13 protein-coding genes are annotated in these 16,687 nt (G+C 71.9%); 8 read left to right on the forward strand and 5 right to left on the reverse strand.

From position 1 onward, the window contains the following. The first annotated feature begins 89 nt into the window (after nt 1-89). The 7 genes from ID574_RS38500 (at nt 90) to ID574_RS38530 (ending at nt 5,622) form a co-directional block, all read left to right on the forward strand. A complete protein-coding gene (locus tag ID574_RS38500; RefSeq protein WP_188193943.1) occupies nt 90-2,090 on the forward strand; it encodes a beta-galactosidase in 2,001 nt (666 codons plus the stop codon). Then, nucleotides 2,087-3,193, forward strand: coding sequence for a glycoside hydrolase family 53 protein (locus tag ID574_RS38505; RefSeq protein WP_188193944.1), 1,107 nt, complete (start codon nt 2,087-2,089; stop codon nt 3,191-3,193). Before ID574_RS38500 ends, ID574_RS38505 begins: the two co-directional genes overlap by 4 nt. A gap of 97 nt (nt 3,194-3,290) precedes the next feature. Continuing rightward, nucleotides 3,291-3,737 carry a hypothetical protein gene (locus ID574_RS38510; protein ID WP_188193945.1) on the forward strand — a complete coding sequence of 149 codons (447 nt, stop codon included), beginning with the start codon at nt 3,291-3,293 and terminating at the stop codon, nt 3,735-3,737. A 42-nt stretch (nt 3,738-3,779) separates the two neighbouring features. Continuing rightward, on the forward strand, nt 3,780-4,367 hold the full coding sequence (locus tag ID574_RS63055; protein ID WP_442939374.1) for a hypothetical protein: 588 nt from the start codon (nt 3,780-3,782) through the stop codon (nt 4,365-4,367). 31 nt (nt 4,368-4,398) lie between these two features. Beyond that, the gene (locus tag ID574_RS38520; protein WP_188193947.1) at nt 4,399-5,031 is read left to right on the forward strand and encodes a nitroreductase family protein; all 633 of its coding nucleotides are present in this window, start codon (nt 4,399-4,401) and stop codon (nt 5,029-5,031) included. Between the two features lie 73 nt (nt 5,032-5,104). Further along, on the forward strand, nt 5,105-5,485 hold the full coding sequence (locus ID574_RS38525) for a hypothetical protein (protein WP_223167516.1): 381 nt from the start codon (nt 5,105-5,107) through the stop codon (nt 5,483-5,485). Beyond that, nucleotides 5,482-5,622: a hypothetical protein gene (locus ID574_RS38530; protein ID WP_188193948.1), complete on the forward strand. Its 141-nt coding sequence runs from the start codon at nt 5,482-5,484 to the stop codon at nt 5,620-5,622. The genes ID574_RS38525 and ID574_RS38530 overlap by 4 nt, the downstream gene beginning before the upstream one ends. 73 nt (nt 5,623-5,695) lie before the next feature. On the opposite strand, the gene ID574_RS38535 is transcribed toward ID574_RS38530, so the two are convergent. From ID574_RS38535 to ID574_RS38550, 4 genes are read right to left on the reverse strand one after another with little or no spacing between them, the layout of a single operon-like run. After that, entirely contained in the window at nt 5,696-7,090 is a 1,395-nt protein-coding gene (locus ID574_RS38535; RefSeq protein ID WP_188193949.1) for a GH1 family beta-glucosidase, read from the reverse strand. Then, a complete protein-coding gene (gene yicI / locus ID574_RS38540; protein WP_188193950.1) occupies nt 7,087-9,402 on the reverse strand; it encodes an alpha-xylosidase in 2,316 nt (771 codons plus the stop codon). Before yicI ends, ID574_RS38535 begins: the two co-directional genes overlap by 4 nt. Nucleotides 9,403-9,435: 33 nt before the next feature. Beyond that, entirely contained in the window at nt 9,436-11,418 is a 1,983-nt protein-coding gene (locus ID574_RS38545; RefSeq protein ID WP_188193951.1) for a beta-galactosidase, read from the reverse strand. After that, entirely contained in the window at nt 11,415-12,434 is a 1,020-nt protein-coding gene (locus ID574_RS38550) for a LacI family DNA-binding transcriptional regulator (RefSeq protein WP_188193952.1), read from the reverse strand. The genes ID574_RS38545 and ID574_RS38550 overlap by 4 nt, the downstream gene beginning before the upstream one ends. Before the next feature lie 105 nt (nt 12,435-12,539). Here ID574_RS38550 and ID574_RS60530 point away from each other — a divergent pair, with 105 nt between their 5' ends. Continuing rightward, nucleotides 12,540-15,209, forward strand: a complete 2,670-nt coding sequence (locus ID574_RS60530; protein ID WP_223167517.1) for a beta-galactosidase — start codon at nt 12,540-12,542, stop codon at nt 15,207-15,209. A 30-nt stretch (nt 15,210-15,239) separates the two neighbouring features. On the opposite strand, the gene ID574_RS38560 is transcribed toward ID574_RS60530, so the two are convergent. Next, nucleotides 15,240-16,670 carry a glycoside hydrolase family 62 protein gene (locus ID574_RS38560; RefSeq protein ID WP_223167518.1) on the reverse strand — a complete coding sequence of 477 codons (1,431 nt, stop codon included), beginning with the start codon at nt 16,668-16,670 and terminating at the stop codon, nt 15,240-15,242. Nucleotides 16,671-16,687: the final 17 nt, after the last annotated feature.

Below are 16,687 nucleotides of genomic sequence, written 5' to 3' on the forward strand. Positions count from 1 at the left end.
TCCCAGCAGGAAAATCATGGGTGACTGTTCCCTCAAAGCCCAGATGAGCGTTACTGTGCACGTTCACAGAAGCTTCTCAAGGGGGATGGATGTATCCGGAGCGTCCTGCTGGCATCGCCTTCGGCGGGGACTACAACCCAGAGCAGTGGCCGCGTGAGGTCCTCGAGGAGGATGTGGCCCTCATGCGGGAGGCCGGGGTCAACCTGGTCAGCCTGGGCATTCACTCGTGGGCGCTGATGGAGCCGGCCGAGGGACGCTACGAGTTCGGCTGGCTGGACGAGATCATCGACCGGCTGCACGCCGCCGGCGTCGCGGTCGACCTGGCCACGCCAACGGTCGCCCCGCCCGCCTGGTTCGTCGCCGCGCACCCCGACGTGCTGCCGGTGACCAGGGAGGGCATCCGGATCGGCTTCGGCGGCCGGCAGACCGCCTGCTCCAGCGCCCCCGCCTTCCGCGAGGCGACCGCCCGCCTGGTGCGCGCCCTCGGCGAGCACTACCGCGACCATCCCGCCGTCGTCATGTGGCACGTGCACAACGAGTACGGCGCGCCGCTCGGCGAGTGCTACTGCGAGCACAGCGTGGCGGCCTGGCGCGAGTGGCTGAAAGCCACCTACCGCGACATCTCCGCATTGAACGACGCCTGGGGCGCCACCTTCTGGGGTCAGATCTACACCGACTGGTCGCAGATCGACGCCCCCCGCTTCAACCACACCGCCGTCAACCCGGCCCAGCGCCTCGACTACGCCCGCTTCAGCGACGGCCAGCACCGCGAGCACTACGCGCTCCAGCGCGACATCCTCCGCGAGATCACCCCGCACCTGCCCGTGACCACGAACTTCGCCGGCACCGTCAACTGCAAGTCCGCCGACCTGTGGCAGTGGGCCCGCGAGCTCGACGTGATCGCCAACGACCACTACCTCAGGGCCGAGCAGCCCGACAACCACATCGACCTGGCCATGTCCGCCGACCTCGCCCGCTCGGTGGCGGGCGGCGCCCCCTGGATGCTCATGGAGCACTCGACCGGGGCGGTCAACTGGCAGCCGCGCAACATCGCCAAGCGGCCCGGCGAGATGCGCCGCAACAGCCTCGCGCACGTGGCCCGCGGCTCGGACAGCGTGCTGTTCTTCCAGTTCAGGGCCTCGCGGTTCGGGGCCGAGAAGTTCCACTCGGGGCTGGTCCCGCACGCCGGCACCGACTCCGAGCAGTGGCGCGAGGTGGTGCGGCTCGGCGCCGACCTGCGCAGGCTCGCCGATCTGCGGGGGAGCCGGGTGCGGGCCGAGGTGGCGATCGTGTGGGACTGGGAGTCGTACTGGGCGCTGGAGCTGGACTGGCGGCCGTCGGTGGACCTGACGTTCCGGGAGCGGGTCGACGCCTTCTACGAGGCGCTGTGGCGGGAGCACGTGACGGTGGACTTCGTCCACCCTTCCGCCGATATTTCGGGATATCGGGTGGTGGTGGCGCCCAGTTCGTACCTGCTCACCGAGGCCTCCGCCAAGAACCTCCACCGGTACGTCGAAGGGGGCGGCAACCTGCTCGTGTCGTACTTCTCCGGCATCGTCGACGAGCACGACACCATCCACCCGGGCGCCCACCCCGGCGCGCTGCGCGAACTGCTCGGCCTGTCCATCGAGGAGTTCCACCCCCTCCGCGAGTCCGAGACCGTGGCCCTGACCGGCGGCGACACGGCCCGCATCTGGTCGGAGCGGGTCCGCCCGGCGGGTGCGGCGGCCGTGCTCGACTTCGCCGCGGGACCGGACGCGGGACACCCCGCCTTCACCCGCCACGACCTGGGCGCCGGCACCGCCTGGTACCTCGCCACCGCCCCCGTCACCGGCCTGCGCGGCCTCCTCACGCAGGTGCTCGACCACGCGAACGTCTCCCGCCCGCGCGGCCTGCCCGACACCCTCGAACTGGTCCGCAGGGGCGCCCACACCTTCCTGATCAACCACGGCGACGAGCCCGTGACGGTCGAGGGGGTGACCGGCACGAGCGTGTTCGACGGCGTACGCCACGACGGGCCGGTCACCGTCGCGCCCGGCGCGGTCGTGGTCGTCGTGGAAACCCTCCGATCCCAGGGAGAACCCTCATGAACCGCGTCCTTTCCGCCCTGCTGTTATTCGTCACCACCGTCGCCGCCGCCGTCGCCCTGCCCGCCGACGCCCAGCCCCGCCTGCAGATCAGAGGCGCCGACATCTCCAGCCTCGCCAAGTCCGAGGCCTTCGGCGGCGTCTACCGCGACGCCCGCGGCCGCCGCGGCGACGCCCTGCGCATCCTGTCCCAGGCCGGGCTCAACTACATCCGGCTGAAGGTCTGGGTGAACCCGGCCGACGGCTACAACACCAAGACGCAGGTGCTCGCCGTCGCCAAGCGCGCCAAGGCCCAGGGCATGAAGCTGCTGGTGGACTTCCACTACTCCGACACCTGGGCCGACCCGGGCAAGCAGTTCAAGCCCGCCGCGTGGGAGTCGCTCACGTTCGACCAGCTCAAGCAGGCCGTGTACGACCACACGTACGACGTGCTCGACGCGCTGCGCCGCCAGGGCACCACGGCAGACATGGTCCAGGTCGGCAACGAGATCAACGGCGGCCTGCTCTGGCCGGACGGCTCCAACTCCAATTGGGCGAACACGGCCGCGCTGCTGAACTCCGGCTACGACGCCGTCAAGAAGGTCTCCCGCTCGGCCAAGGTCGTGCTGCACCTGGCCAACGGCGGCGACAACGGCCTCTACCGCTGGTGGTTCGACAACGCCGACGCCAACGGCATCCGGTACGACGTCATCGGGCTGTCCTACTACGCGTACTGGCACGGCACGCTGGAGGCGTTCCAGGCCAACATCAACGACGTCGCCACCCGGTACGGCAAGCCGGTGGTCGTGGTCGAGACCGCGTACCCGTTCACCACGGCCGACGACGACGGCTGGGAGAACATCATCCTGTCGCCCGAGCCGTACCCCGGCTACCAGGCGACGCCGCAGGGCCAGGCCGCGATGCTGGCGAAGGTCGCCGACATCGTCCGCCAGGTCCCGAACGGCCTCGGTCTCGGCCTGTTCACCTGGGAGGCCACCTGGACCGGCGTGAAGGGCAACGGCTGGGACCCGGCCGACCCGTCGTCGGGCAACGGCTGGGAGAACCAGGCCCTGTTCGACTACGGCGACCGGGCGCTGCCCGCCATGCGGGTGCTCGGCAGCCAATGACCCCTGCCCGGCCGTGCCATGCCGACGGGCATGACGCGGCCGGGCGCGGCCGGTAGTGTCCGCAAGGACACGCGATCTTCCCGGGATGGTGGTGGGGATGCGGATCCGTCTTCCGGCGTTCTTCGTCGTCGCCTCGCTGGCCGCGGCGTGCTCGGCGGCGCCTCCATCCCCACCGCCGTCGCCCGGCCGTTCGGCGACGCCCACCGCGACCACGACCCCCACCGGCACACCATCCGCGACCCGTGCGCCGCTCCGCGTGCCCGCCATGGACGAGGGCTCGAAGACCCTGCTCAAGGCCGGCCCCAGCAACGGCTCCATGGATCTGGGAGAGATCCCGCGCGGCAAGGGCCCGCTGTGGGTGCTGTTCGACTGCAGGGGATCGGGCAAGGCCCAAGTCATCCTGGGTACGGAGGCCACCTTGAACCCCACCTGCGAGCCGGACGGCGCGTTCGCGTACAAGATGGACCTCACACTGAGCAGGACCCTGCCCGTACAGGTGCAGGTGACGGGCGAGCTCGAATGGGCCCTCCGGATCACCCGGTGACGAGGACGAGGCGTTCCGATGACGGAAGAAACGTTCTGGGAAATGATCGACGCGCTCGGCGGAGTGATCAATGACGACGGCATCGGCCTCCTCGCCGAGCGACTGTCCTCCCTCGCCCCCGAAGACGTCGAGAGCTTCTGCGCACACCTCGCCGCCAAAGTAGGCGCGCTTGCCGATTTGCCGCTCGAAGGGCTGGCCGTCCCCGATGTCACCGACGTCGGCCGGGACGCTCTCCCCCTCGCCGGGGATGCTCACGAAAATTTCCTCTACGCGATCGTCGCGGCGGGGAGAGCCCGGTACGAGGCCGCTGATCGCCGCCCGCGAACTCGACCAGAAGCTCAACCGATCCGAAGAGTGGCTGACGTGGTGGAGGCAGACGTCACTGCACAAGATCAAGATCGATATAACAGTCAATTCCCGCGGGAACCAGCACAAGATCGAGCGCGGCAAGAACATCGCGAAAGCTCATTTCGAGATGGATCGCTCCTATCTTGCCGATCGCGACCCCGCCGCGCTGAAAAACCTGGCCGTCGACGAGGCCGCTCGCCTGACAAAGGCCATCGCAGAAGCACTGCGCATGACGTCTCCTCCCGCTCTTCCGCCTCTTTGAGGGCGGGCAACGCGCCATGACGGGGGACGCCGACGTTGACATGATGGGCGCATGACGCCCGATGAGCTGCTCACCACCACCCGTAGCGTCCGCAAGCGCCTCGACCTGACCCGCCCCGTCCCCATGGAACTCGTCCGCGAATGCCTGGAGATCGCGCTCCAGGCCCCCACCGGCGGCAACCGGCAGGGCTGGCACTGGATCGTCGTCACCGACCCCGAGCTGCGGAAGAAGATCGGCGACTACTACGGGCGCTCCTTCCGCGCCTACTACGCGTCGGGCGCCTCCGCGGGGTCGCTGTTCCAGGACGACCCGGTGCGGGGGGCCGCGCAGCGGCGCGTGGCGGAGAGCTCCGTCCACCTGGGGGAGCACATGGGGGACGTGCCGGTGCTGGTCATCGGGTGCATCGGGGTGCCCGGCGGACTGCCCGAGGGCAACCAGGCCGGCCTGTGGGGGTCGCTGCTGCCGGCGGCGTGGAGCTACATGCTGGCCGCGCGCGCCCGCGGGCTGGGCACGGCCTGGACGACCCTGCACCTGGCGTACGAGAGTGAGATCGCCGAGTTGCTGGGCATCCCGGCCGACGTGCGTCAGGGTGTGCTCATCCCCACCGCCTACTACACGGGGGAGACGTTCAGGCCGGCGCGGCGCCAGCCGCTCGACGACGTCCTGCACCTCGATCGATGGTAAGAGCTGGTAGGAGGGGGACGACAAGGCCAGGCCGGAGGCGGCGCGCGCCTACGGGCTGGCGGCGCTGAACGCCGTGCTGGAGGGCGTCACCCGCACGACGGCGGTGCACATCTGCTTCGGCTACGAGGCGATCATCCTCGGTGTCATCCACCTGTCGACGCCGGAGACGGAGCCGGTCGAGGTGGTGGCGGGGCGGGTGCGCCGGGCGTTCGACCGGGTGCCGCCCGAGCGGATCGTCATCGCCACCGACTGCGGCATGAAATACCTGCCGAGAGGAAGATACGCGCCATGGCCGGCGCCGCCCGCCTGCTGCGAGCCGAGCTCGGCGGCCGCTGAGGGCGGCAATGTCCGGAATATGGCCGGTCTGATGCCCTGGTGGCTTCCGCCGGCGCTTGGAACTCTTGAGGCGCGAACCAAGGAAACCCCGTCGCCTCACGAGAGGACCGGTAAGTGAGAAGCACGCGTATCGCAGCGGCGATCACCGTCGGCGTTCTGTCCGCCGCCCTGTTCGGAACCGCCGCGTCGGCGGACGTCGACCCCGGATACGGCACGGACGGCACCCGGGTGACGTTCGACGAGGACTGGACCTGACAGCCGGGCGGCCGTGGAGCCCCGCCTGGTGCCGCTCCCCGGGTCGAGTCCCGGGGAGCGGCACCGGAGTTCCCTAGCCGGGGAGCTTGCCAGTGGCGACCACGTCGCGGTACCAGTAGGCGCTGTCCTTCCAGACGCGCTCCTTCGTGTCCGGGTCGACGCGGACGATGCCGAACCGCTTGGCGTAGCCGTGCGCCCACTCGAAGTTGTCCATCAACGACCACACGAAGTACCCGCGCACGTCCGCCCCGGCCGCGATCGCCTCGGCCACGGCGGACAGGTGCCGGTGCAGGTAGTCGACCCGGCGCTCGTCCCTGACGCGGCCGTCGGCGTCCACGACGTCGGCGAAGGCCGCGCCGTTCTCGGTGATCATCATGGGCAGGGACGGGTAGTCGCGGTGCAGCCGGAGCAGCAGCTCGGTGAGGCCGGTCTCGTCGATGTTCCAGCCCATCTCGGTGTACGGCCCGGGCTGCCGGACGAACTCGACGTCCTCGCACGCGATCCACGGCGAGGCGGCGCCGTCCTGGTGCCCGTCGGCGGTCTCCCGCGGGCCGGCGCCGTCCCACTTCCGCACCAGCGTGGGGTTGTAGTAGTTGACGCCCAGCACGTCGAGCGGCTGGCACGCGGCGGCCTCGTCGCCGTCGTGCACGAACGACCAGTCGGTCACGGCGGCGGTGTCGTCGATGAGGTCACGCGGGTAGGCGCCCTCCAGCATCGGGCCGAGGAACGCCCGGTTGGCCAGCCCGTCCGCCTTGCGCACCGCTTCGGCGTCGGCCTCGGACACGCCGCGCACGTGGTGCAGGTTGAGCGTGACCGACATCTGCGCGGACGGGGCCGCGACCGCGCGCAGCGCCTGCACGGCCAGGCCGTGGCCCAGGTTGAGGTGGTGCACGGCGGCCAGCGCCGCGGCGGGCTCGGTCCTGGCCGGGGCGTGCACGCCGGAGGCGTAGCCGAGGTAGGCCGAGCACCACGGCTCGTTCAGCGTGATCCACGTGTGCACCCGGTCGCCGTACGCCTGGCCCATGTGGTGGGCGTACTCGGCGAAGCGCAGCGCGGTGTCGCGGTGCGGCCAGCCGCCGGCGTCCTCCAGCTCCTGCGGCAGGTCCCAGTGGTAGAGGGTGGCCACGGGGGCGATGCCCCGGGAGAGCAGGCCGTCGATCAGCCGGTTGTAGAAGTCCACGCCCGGCTGGTTGAGCGGCCCCTGCCCGCCCGGCTGCACGCGCGGCCAGGAGATCGAGAACCGGTAGGCCCCCACGCCCAGCGCGGCGAGGATGTCCAGGTCCTCCTCGAGGCGGTGGTAGTGGTCGCAGGCCACGTCACCGGTGTCGCCGTTCGCGACCAGGCCGGGCGTGTGGGAGAAGGTGTCCCAGATCGACGGGCCGCGGCCGTCCTCGTTCCACGCGCCCTCGACCTGGTAGGCGGCGGTGGCGGTGCCCCACAGGAACGTGTCGGGGAAACTGGTGGTCATGCTGCTCCTTCAAGGATGATCTCGATGTCGTCGGTGCCGGGGGCGGCGGCGACCCGCACGCCGCCGGGTGTCGTCTCCAGCCGCGGGTGCCGGGCCTCGCGGACCCCGGCGAGCAGCAGGTTCCAGTGCGCGGGCGCGCCCCGCAGGCGGCGGGCGCGGACGCGGTCGCCGGTGCGGGACACCTCGAACACCGCGCCCTCGCCGCCGTCCGCGGCCGGCACGGCGACGGTGCGGGCGGAGCCGTCGGCGAGCCCGTAGACCTGCAGGGTCACCCCGTCGGCGTAGTCGTAGTCGGGCCGGTCGTCGCGGGCCCCGAGGGGCAGCACCGCGCCAGGCCGCACCAGCAGCGGCAGGCTGTCGAACCCGTGCCGCTCGCTCCGCCAGCCGGGCCCGGTGACGGTCTCGCCGTCCAGCAGCCTGGTCCACACGCCCTCGGGGACGTAGTACGACACGTCCCCCTCGGTGGACAGCACGGGCGCCACGAGCAGGTCCGGCCCGAGCATGTACTGGGCGTCCAGGTGGTCGCAGGCCCGGTCCGCGGGGAACTCCAGGTGCATGGCTCGCATCACCGGCAGCCCATCGGTCGTGGCCTCGACGGCGGCCCCGTACAGGTACGGCATCAGCCGGGCCTTGAGCCGGGTGAACGTCCGCAGCACGTCCACCGATTCCTCGTCGAACAGCCACGGCACCCGGTACGACCCGCTCCCGTGCAGCCGGCTGTGCGACGACAGCAGCCCGAACGCCACCCACCGCTTGAACACGGCCGGATCCGGCCGGCCCTCGAACCCGCCGATGTCATGGCTCCAGAACCCGAACCCCGCCAGGCCCAGCGACAGCCCGCCGCGCAGCGACTCGGCCATCGCCTCGTACGTCGACTCGCAGTCGCCGCCCCAGTGCACCGGCAGCCGCTGCCCGCCCACCGTGGCCGACCGGGCGAACAGCACCGCCGGGCCCCGCTCGGCCAGCACGTCGTGAACGGTCTGGTTGTAGAGCAGGCTGTAGTAGTTGTGCATGCGCTCGGGGTCGGAGCCGTCGGCGTAGACGACGTCGGTGGGGATGCGCTCGCCGAAGTCGGTCTTGAACGCGTCCACCCCCATGTCGAGCAGCCCCCGCAGCTTGCCCGCGTACCATTCCCTGGCCGCCGGCGAGGTGAAGTCGACCAGCGCCCGCCCGGCCTGCCAGTGGTCATCCTGCCAGACCGTGCCGTCCGGGCGGCGCAGCAGGTGCCCGGCCGCCATGCCCTCGTCGAACAGCCGCGACGCCTGCCCGATGTACGGATTGATCCACAGGCACACCTTCAGCCCGCGCTCCCTGAGCCGGCGCAGCATGCCCTCGGGGTCGGGGAACACCTCCGGGTCCCACTCGAAGTCGCACCACCGGTACTGCCGCATCCAGAAGCAGTCGAAGTGGAACACGCTCAGCGGCAGGTCGCGCTCGGCCATCCCGTCCACGAACGACGTCACCGTGGCCTCGTCGTAGTCGGTCGTGAACGACGTGGACAGCCACAGCCCGAACGACCAGGCGGGCGGCAGCGCCGGGCGCCCGGTCAGCGCGGTGTAACGGCGCAGGATGTCGGCCGGCGTCGGCCCGTGGATGATCAGGTACTCCAGGTCGTGGGCCTCGACGCTGAACTGCACCCGTGACACGGTCTCCGACCCCACCTCGAACGACACCCGGCCGGAGTGGTTGACGAACACGCCGTAGCCCCGGTTGGTGAGGTAGAAGGGGACGTTCTTGTAGGCGAGCTCGCTGTTGGTGCCGCCGTCCTCGTTCCAGATGTCCACGGACTGGCCGTTGCGCACCAGCGGGCCGAAGCGCTCGCCGAGGCCGTAGACGAGCTCCCCGGCCGACAGGTGCAGGTTCTCCACCATGAAATGGCGGCCGTCGGCATCGTGCACGATCCCCAGGCTCTTGCCGTCGCTGCGGGTCAGCTCGCGCCCGTCCGCGCTGAACGTCATCTCCCACGGCGTGTCCCTGCGCAGCCGCACGCTGAGCGCGCCGCTGGTGAGGCTCGCCGCCTCGCCGTCCACGGCGATCTTCACCTCGGGCGCGTCGTCGCGTACCGCGAAGACGGGGGAGTCCGGCACGGAACCGGCAAAGTGCACGGTGCGGACCCGGATCACGTCCGGCATCGGCGACGACACGTCCACCCGCAGGACCGGGCCGTCGATGGTGTTGCCGCGGTGGGTGATGGGCCGGGTCGGCGCGAGCACGCGCAGCGTGGCGGCCTCCGCGGCCACGTCGTGGGCCGCGACGGCGTACGCGCCGCGCATCCCGGGACGCATCCGCCAGTAGCCGTCTTTGAACTTCATGCGAATCCGTTCTCGAAGGGGTGGACGCGGGGGTCAGCCGTGGGGGCGCAGCGCGGCGACCGCGCGGGGCGCCAGCGTGATCAGACCGTCGGCGACGGCTCCGGTCAGGAGGTCTTCTGCCGGCTCGGGAACGGGCACCGTCGCCGGCTCCGCGCCGTGGTTGAGCAGGAACAGCACGTCGCCGCGGCGCACCGCCTCGACGCCCGGCGGCAGCCGAGCTCCGTCCGGCACCGCCCCGCGCACGTCCGCGTCGGCCAGCGCCCGGGCGGTGAGGTCGGCGAGCGCGGCGGGCTCGGGAATGGTCGCGACGTACCAGGCGACGCCCTGCCCGAAGCGGTGCCGCAGCACCGCGGGGCGGCCGCTCCCGGCGAACTCGGCCACAGCCTCCGCCCCCTCCGCCGCCATCAGCTCGGTCCACGTGTGCGCCGTGAACTCGGCGCCGTCCGCCCACCGGCAGCGCACCTCGCCGGACACGGGCTGCCACTCCTCGCCGGACGCCCCGAGCACCTCGCGCAACGGCGAGGGGAACCGCCCGGTACGGATGTGCGCCCGCGGATCCACGACCCCCGAGAACGGCCCGACCACCAGCACCCCGCCGCCGCGTACGTAGTCCGTCAGCGCGGCCGCGTCCCGGTCGCTCACCAGGAACAGGTTCGGCACCACGACCAGCGCGTATCCGCTCAGCTCGGCCGAGGGCGGCACCACGTCCACGCTCACGCCGCGCTCCCACAGCGGCACGTAGTACGCGAGCAGCTGATCGGCGGCGTTCAGCCGGTCGCTGGGCCTTCCGCGCTCCTCCAGCGCCCACCAGCTCTCCCAGCAGAACACCATCGCCACCCGCGCCGGCACCGCCTGCCCCGCCACAGAGGCGAGTTTGCGCAACTCCTGGCCGTGCGCGCGGACCTCGGCGTGCAGCCGCGTGTCCGGGCCCGCGTGCGGCAGCATCGCGGAGTGGAAGCGCTCGGCGCCGAAACGGGAGGCCCGCCACTGGAAGTAGCACGATCCGTCCGCGCCCCGGGCGACGGCCTGCAGCGACTCCAGCCGGAGCTGTCCCGGCGGCTTCGGCAGGTTGTGCGGGCGCCAGTTGACGGCGCCCGCGGACTGCTCCATCAGCAGCCACGGCCGCCCCCGGCCGAGTCCGCGCATCAGGTCGTGGGTGAGCGCCGTCCGGGCGGGGGAGAGCGGGTCGCCCGGCTCGGGATAGCAGTCGTTGGAGACGACGTCCTCCTCGACCGCCCACGACCAGTAGTCCACGGGCTTGAACAGGCCCATGAAGTTCGTGGTGACCGGCGTGTCCGGGGTGCGCTCGCGCAGGACGTCGCGTTCGGCGCGGTAGCAGGCGAGCAGCGCGTCGGAGCAGAAGCGCTGCCAGTCGAGGCTCTGCGTCGGGTTGATCATGTACGGGGCGCGGCGCGGGGTCACGACCTCGGCCCACTCGCTGTAGCGCTGGCTCCAGAACGTCGTGCCCCACGCCTCGTTCAGCGCGTCGAGGTCGCCGTACCGGTGCTGGAGCCAGCCGCGGAACGCCGCCGCGGAGTCGTCGCAGTGGCAGAACTGGCCGTACTCGTTGCCCACGTGCCACAGGGCCAGGGCGGGATGTCCGGCGTACCGGTCGGCCAGGTCGGTCACGATCGCCAGCGCCCGCTCCCGGTAGACGGGCGACGACGGGCACCACTGGTTGCGCGAGCCGTACCAGAGCCGGTGGCCGGACTCGTCGACCGGGAGCGTCCGCGGCCAGCGGCGTCCCAGCCACGGCGGTGGCGAGGCGGTCGGCGTGGCCAGGTCCACCGCGATCTCCGCCCCGGCCATCAGGTCCATCACCCGATCCAGCCAGCCGAAGTCCCGCGCGCCCGGCTCCGGCTCGATCCGCGCCCAGCTGAACACGCCGACCGTCACCAGGTTGACGCCGGCGGCCTTCATCAGCTCGACGTCCTCGGCCCAGACGTGCTCCGGCCACTGCTCGGGGTTGTAGTCCCCGCCGAACAGCAGCCCGCGCCCGCGGGTGAGCCTGTTCACGTGCCGCTCCTCGGCGGGGCGGAGCTGTCGCCGGCCACCAGGCGGCAGGGCACCAGCCGCTGCTGCGGCGGCCCGTCGCCGTCGAGCCGGTCGATGAGCATGCGCGCGCCCAGCCGGCCCAGCTCGGCGCTGGGCGGCTCCAGCGTCGTCAGCTTCGGGTGGAACATCTCGGCGACCCTGGCCGACGACAGCACCAGCATCAGCGTCAGGTCGTCCGGCACCCGCCATCCGCGTGCCGCCACGCCCGCGAGCACGCCGACCGCCGCGTGGTCGTCCATCACCGCCAGCGCCGTCACGTCGGGATGCGCCTCCAGCAGCCGGTCGAACGCCGCCCGGCCCTCCTCGGCCGAGCCCGGGTGGAAGCCGTCCTCGTAGCCGAGCCCGGCGGCGCGGGCGGCCGCGGCGAACTCCTCGCCCGCGCGGACCGCGGGGCCGTAGCCGGCGGCGTACGCGCCGGCCGACAGGTTGAAGAAGCCCAGCTTGCGGTGCCCCAGCCCGGCCACGTGCGCCACCGCCTCGCGGGCCGTGGCCGCGAAGTCGATGTCGGCGTAGTCGATCGAGCCCGGCTCGCGGGTGCGCCCTATCATGCTGAACGGCACCCCGGCCTGCGTCAGGAACTCCGTCCGCTCGTCGTCGAGGTGCACCTCCATCAGCAGCACCCCGTCCACGAGCCCCAGGCCGGTGAGGTGGCGCAGCTCCTCGATCGGGCCGGCGTTCTCGGGGGAGAGCAGCAGGTGGTAGCCCAGCTCGCGGGCCGCCTCGGCGGCGCCGGTCGCGAACTGCATCTCGGTGAGCCCGAAGCCGCTGCTGGGCGCCGGGTACAACAGCGCCAGGATCCGGGTGCGCTTGCTCTGCAGCCCGCGGGCCAGCAGGTTGGGGCGGTAGCCGAGCTCGGCCGCGGCCTGCTCGATGCGGCGTTTGGTGGCCGCGGCCACCGGGCGGGTGCCGTTGAGCGCGGCCGAGACCGTGCTGACCGCGACCTGCGCGCGCTCGGCCACGTCACGTAGGGAGGACATGCCACTCCGGCCGGTTGTCGAAACGTTTCGCACACCGTAGGGTCCGTTTTGCGGTGATGTCAATGGCGGTGAATCGGATGCCCCAAACGCCGCTACGATCGGCGGGTGCTGAGAGTCGCCGTCCCAGGGACGCCCGAGCCGCCGGCGCGCGGCCATCTCGCCATGGGCGAGGATCCCGGCCGGCCGGACGCGATCACGGCCGACGCGCGCACCCTGTGGCGCGGCGGCCGCCCGTGGTTCCCGGTGACGGGGGAGTTCCACTATGCCCGCTACCCGGCCGCGGAGTGGCGGGAGGAGCTGCTGAAGGTGCGGGCCGGCGGGGTGACGGGCGTGGCCACGTACGTCTTCTGGAACCTGCACGAGGAGCGCCGCGGCCGCTTCGACTGGAGCGGCGACCGCGACCTGAGCCGGTTCGTGGCGACCTGCGCGGACGCCGGGCTCGACGTGGCGGTGCGGATCGGGCCGTGGGCGCACGGCGAGTCGCGCAACGGCGGCTTCCCCGACTGGCTCCTGGCCGAGGACTGCGTGCCGCGCACCGACGACCCCCGCTACCTGGACCTGGTCCGGCCGTTCTTCACCCAGATCGGGCTCCGCCTCCGCGGGCTGACCAGGCGCGACGGCGGGCCCGTCGTCGCCGTCCAGGTGGAGAACGAGCTGCACGACCAGCCCGGCCACCTGCTCACGCTCAAGCGGCTGGCCCGCGAGTCGGGCATCGACGCGCCGCTGTGGACGGCCACCGGCTGGGGCCACGCGCAGCTGCCGCCCGCCGAGGTGATCCCCCTGTTCGGCGGGTACGCCGAGGCCGCCTGGGACACCCCGCACGACGGCTGGCCGCGGCAGAGCAGGGCGCACTACTTCTTCGGGCCGGGCAGGGACGACGACTCGATCGGTGCCGACCTGCGCACCACCGGCGGAGGCGGGGCGGACGAGAGCCACCTCGCGGACTACCCGTTCGCCACCTGCGAGCTCGGCGGCGGCATGTACACCTCCTACCACCGGCGGCCGGTCGTCTGCGCCCACGACGTGGCGGCGCTGTCGCTGGTGAAGCTGGGCAGCGGGTCAGTCTGGCAGGGCTACTACCTGTACCACGGGGCCTCCCAGAAGGTCGGCGAGCTGAGCACCCTGCAGGAGTCGCACGCCACCGGCTACCCCAACGACTGCCCGGTGATCAACTACGACTTCCAGGCGCCCTTGGGCGAGTTCGGGCAGTTCCGGGAGTCCTACTTCCGGCTGCGCCTGCAGCATCTGTGGCTGGCCTCGGACGGGTCCGACCTCGCGCCGATGACCCTCACCATGCCGCCGGACGCCCCCTCCGACACCGGCGACCGGCGTGCGTTGCGCTGGTCGGTGCGCTCGGACGGGCGCTCCGGCTTCCTCTTCGTCAACAACCACCAGCCGGTCGAGACGTTGCCGACGCACGAAGACGTCCAGTTCGCGGTCACCCTCGGTGGCCGGGAGCTGGTGGTGCCGCGCCGGCCCGTCACCGTCCCGTCGGGCGCGTACTTCGTGTGGCCGCTGGCCCGGCCGGTCGGCGCGACGACCCTGCTGACCGCCTCCGCCCAGGTCGTGTGCACGCTGGACGGGCCGGTCCTGGTGCTCGCGCAGATCGCGGGCGTTCCGGTCGAGCTGTCCTTCGACGCCGACACGGTCGCCGCGATCGACGGCCCGGGCGTCGTGACGCGCTCCTCCGACGGTGCGGTGGTGGTGACCGGCCTGCGCCCCGGTGTGGACTGTCTGCTGCGCGTCACCGCTGCCGACGGGTCCGTGGCTCAGGTGCTGGTGCTGGACGAGGAGAGCGCACTCACCGCCACGCGCGCCCGCGTCTGGGGCGCCGACCGCCTCCTGCTCAGCCCCCGCCCCGCCGTCCTGGACGGCGACCACCTGGTGATGTACGGCCTCGACGGCCGCACGCCGGAGACCGGTGCCGAAGGCGCATGGCCCGCGACACCCGGCGACGACGAGCACGGCGGGCCGGCTTCGCCGGACGGCGGCTTGGGCGGTGGCCAGGCACGACGCGGGCCTCACGCCGGCGACCGTCTCCGCGTCTTCCCACCCGTGACACCGACGGGCGTCACGCCGGACACTGCGCTCGGCCACGCGGCCGATGGCCGGCCGGGCGCCGGGAGCGGCGAAGGAGCCGGTGGCGGGCCGGGCGCCGGGAGCGGCCAGGCAGCCGATGGTGCTTCCGGTGCCGGGAGTGACCGAACGGCCGGCTCGGCGACGGGCAGGGCGGCGGGTCAGGCGTCGGGCGGGGTGGCCGGGGAGTCGGCGGGCTGGGCTGCCGAGGGTGTCTTCGGGGTCATCGAGTTTCCTGCGCCGCCCGGTGGCGGGCCGGTTGAGGCTGTGGTCGAGCAGGTGACCGAGGCGGGGGCGCCCAGACGGGCCGTCATCGACGCGAAGTCGGGGAGGGCCTCCGCGCCGACCGACGCCGACTTCGCCGGCGCCGCCGTCTACCTCGTCACCGTGCCCCCCGGCCTCCTCGACGGCGACGACGAGGTACTGCTGCGCCTGGACTGGTCTGGCGACGTGGGCCGCGCCCACATCGGCGGCCGACTGGTGGCCGACCAGTTCTGGCACGGCCCGCCCTGGGAGATCGGCCTGCGCCGCTTCCGCCCCGCCCTGCGGGAGCACGGAGGCGTCGTCGAGCTGCGCCTGCTGCCCTTCCCCGAGGACGCGCCGGTCTACCTCTCCCCGCAGGTGCGCACCCGCAAGGGCGCGCCGCGGCTGCGTTCGGCGACGTTCGTCCCCGTACGGCGCACCCTGCTGAAGGCGTAGCCCCGCCCCGGCGCCGGGGGCGGACGCCGGTCAGCAGGTGGAGTTGGTCTGCGTGAGCAGCCCCAGCCGCCACGGCAGCCTGTTGTAGTCGCCGGTCGCGTTCGGGTCCATCCCCTGGTAGAGGTAGCGCATCTGGCACGGGCTGATGGTGAGCGTCTGGTCGACCCCGTCGCGGATCATCTCGCCGTGGCTGATGTCCCTGGTCCACGCCGTGCCGTCGAAGGTGACGTTGTTCGCGCGGGCGAACGGGTTGCTCTCTGTGTCGGCGAGCGGCGTCCACGTCCCGCCGATGCTCGTGGAGGTCCAGGAGCGGAAGTACCGCTTGCCGTCGCTCCCGATGGCCTCGACCAGCAGCAGGTACTGGTCGGTGCCCTTGATCTTGTAGACGTTGGCGGCCTCCCACAGCCGGTACTTGTTGGAGTCCTGCAGCACGATCACCGTGTTGGTGAAGCCGTTCGGGAAGTTCGCCACGGTCGTCTCCGAGCGGTAGAGATGCCCGTTGTCGTCCGAGGAGAAGAGGTAGCACCTGGCCGTGTCGCAGATGACCCACATGTCGACCCAGTAGCCGTTGCCGATGTTCTGCCGGATGATGTCCGGCATGCTCGAGTAGAAGTGCTGCGGCGCGCTCCACGACCGCGGGTTGCTGATGTCGGTGGTCGTCGAGTACGAGGCGTTCCCGGTCTGGTAGACGAGGTACCACCTGTTCTGCGGCGCGAAGTAGAACACCTGCGGCGCGGCCCGGTAGCCCGTGCCGATCGCGCTCTGGTCGAGGTAGTGATGCTGCGCGGCGGCGGCCTGCGACCAGTCGGTGAAGTTGAGGTAGCCGAGGTTGTAGCCGCCGGAGGTGTTCACGGTGCTGACGAAGACGTGCCAGCGGCCGTTGTGGTAGACCACCGACGGGTCCTTGACCGCGAGGATGTTGTGGCTCGCGTCGGACTTGGGGCCGATCAGCTGGCCGCTGGAGCGCCAGCGGAAGCTGCTGGGCAGCGAGCCGGTGCCGCCGGTGGGCGTCACTGTGGGCGTGACTGTGGGCGTGACTGTCGGCGTGCTGCCGGTGCAGGGCGTGCCGTTGACCGCGAAGTCCGCCGGGTCGGGGTTGGCGGAGCCGTTCCACGTGCCGTTGAAGCCGAACGAGGTGCTCGCGCCGGTGGCCAGCGTCCCGTTGTAGGAGGCGTTGGAGACGGTGACCTGGGCGCCGGACTGCGTGACGGTGCCGTTCCAGAGCTGCGTGATCGTCTGCCCGGCGGTGAACGACCAGGTCAGCCGCCAGCCGGTGAGCGGATCACCCAGGTTGGTAACGCTAACACTCGCGCCGAAGCCATTCGACCATTGGTTGGTCACCTTGTACTCCACGCGGCAGCCGGGAGCGGCCTGCGCGGTCGGGGCGGCGAGTAAGGCGAGGGCGGTGAGCGCGGCGAGAGCGGCCGCGATGATCCAGGACCGGGGGCGATTCGAGCGCACTGCGTCCTCCGTGTCGT

The organism is Nonomuraea sp. SYSU D8015, from assembly GCF_008065375.1.
In the GTDB taxonomy this organism is placed as follows: Bacteria; Actinomycetota; Actinomycetes; order Streptosporangiales; family Streptosporangiaceae; genus Nonomuraea.

Coding starts and splice junctions, on each gene's coding strand:
- ID574_RS38520 (WP_188193947.1), top strand. CDS start 4,399: ATGACGCCCGATGAGCTGCTCACCACCACCCGTAGCGTCCGCAAGCGC.
- ID574_RS38505 (WP_188193944.1), top strand. CDS start 2,087: ATGAACCGCGTCCTTTCCGCCCTGCTGTTATTCGTCACCACCGTCGCC.
- ID574_RS38510 (WP_188193945.1), top strand. CDS start 3,291: ATGCGGATCCGTCTTCCGGCGTTCTTCGTCGTCGCCTCGCTGGCCGCG.
- ID574_RS63055 (WP_442939374.1), top strand. CDS start 3,780: ATGATCGACGCGCTCGGCGGAGTGATCAATGACGACGGCATCGGCCTC.
- ID574_RS38500 (WP_188193943.1), top strand. CDS start 90: ATGTATCCGGAGCGTCCTGCTGGCATCGCCTTCGGCGGGGACTACAAC.
- ID574_RS38535 (WP_188193949.1), bottom strand. CDS start 7,090: ATGACCACCAGTTTCCCCGACACGTTCCTGTGGGGCACCGCCACCGCC.
- ID574_RS38550 (WP_188193952.1), bottom strand. CDS start 12,434: ATGTCCTCCCTACGTGACGTGGCCGAGCGCGCGCAGGTCGCGGTCAGC.
- yicI (WP_188193950.1), bottom strand. CDS start 9,402: ATGAAGTTCAAAGACGGCTACTGGCGGATGCGTCCCGGGATGCGCGGC.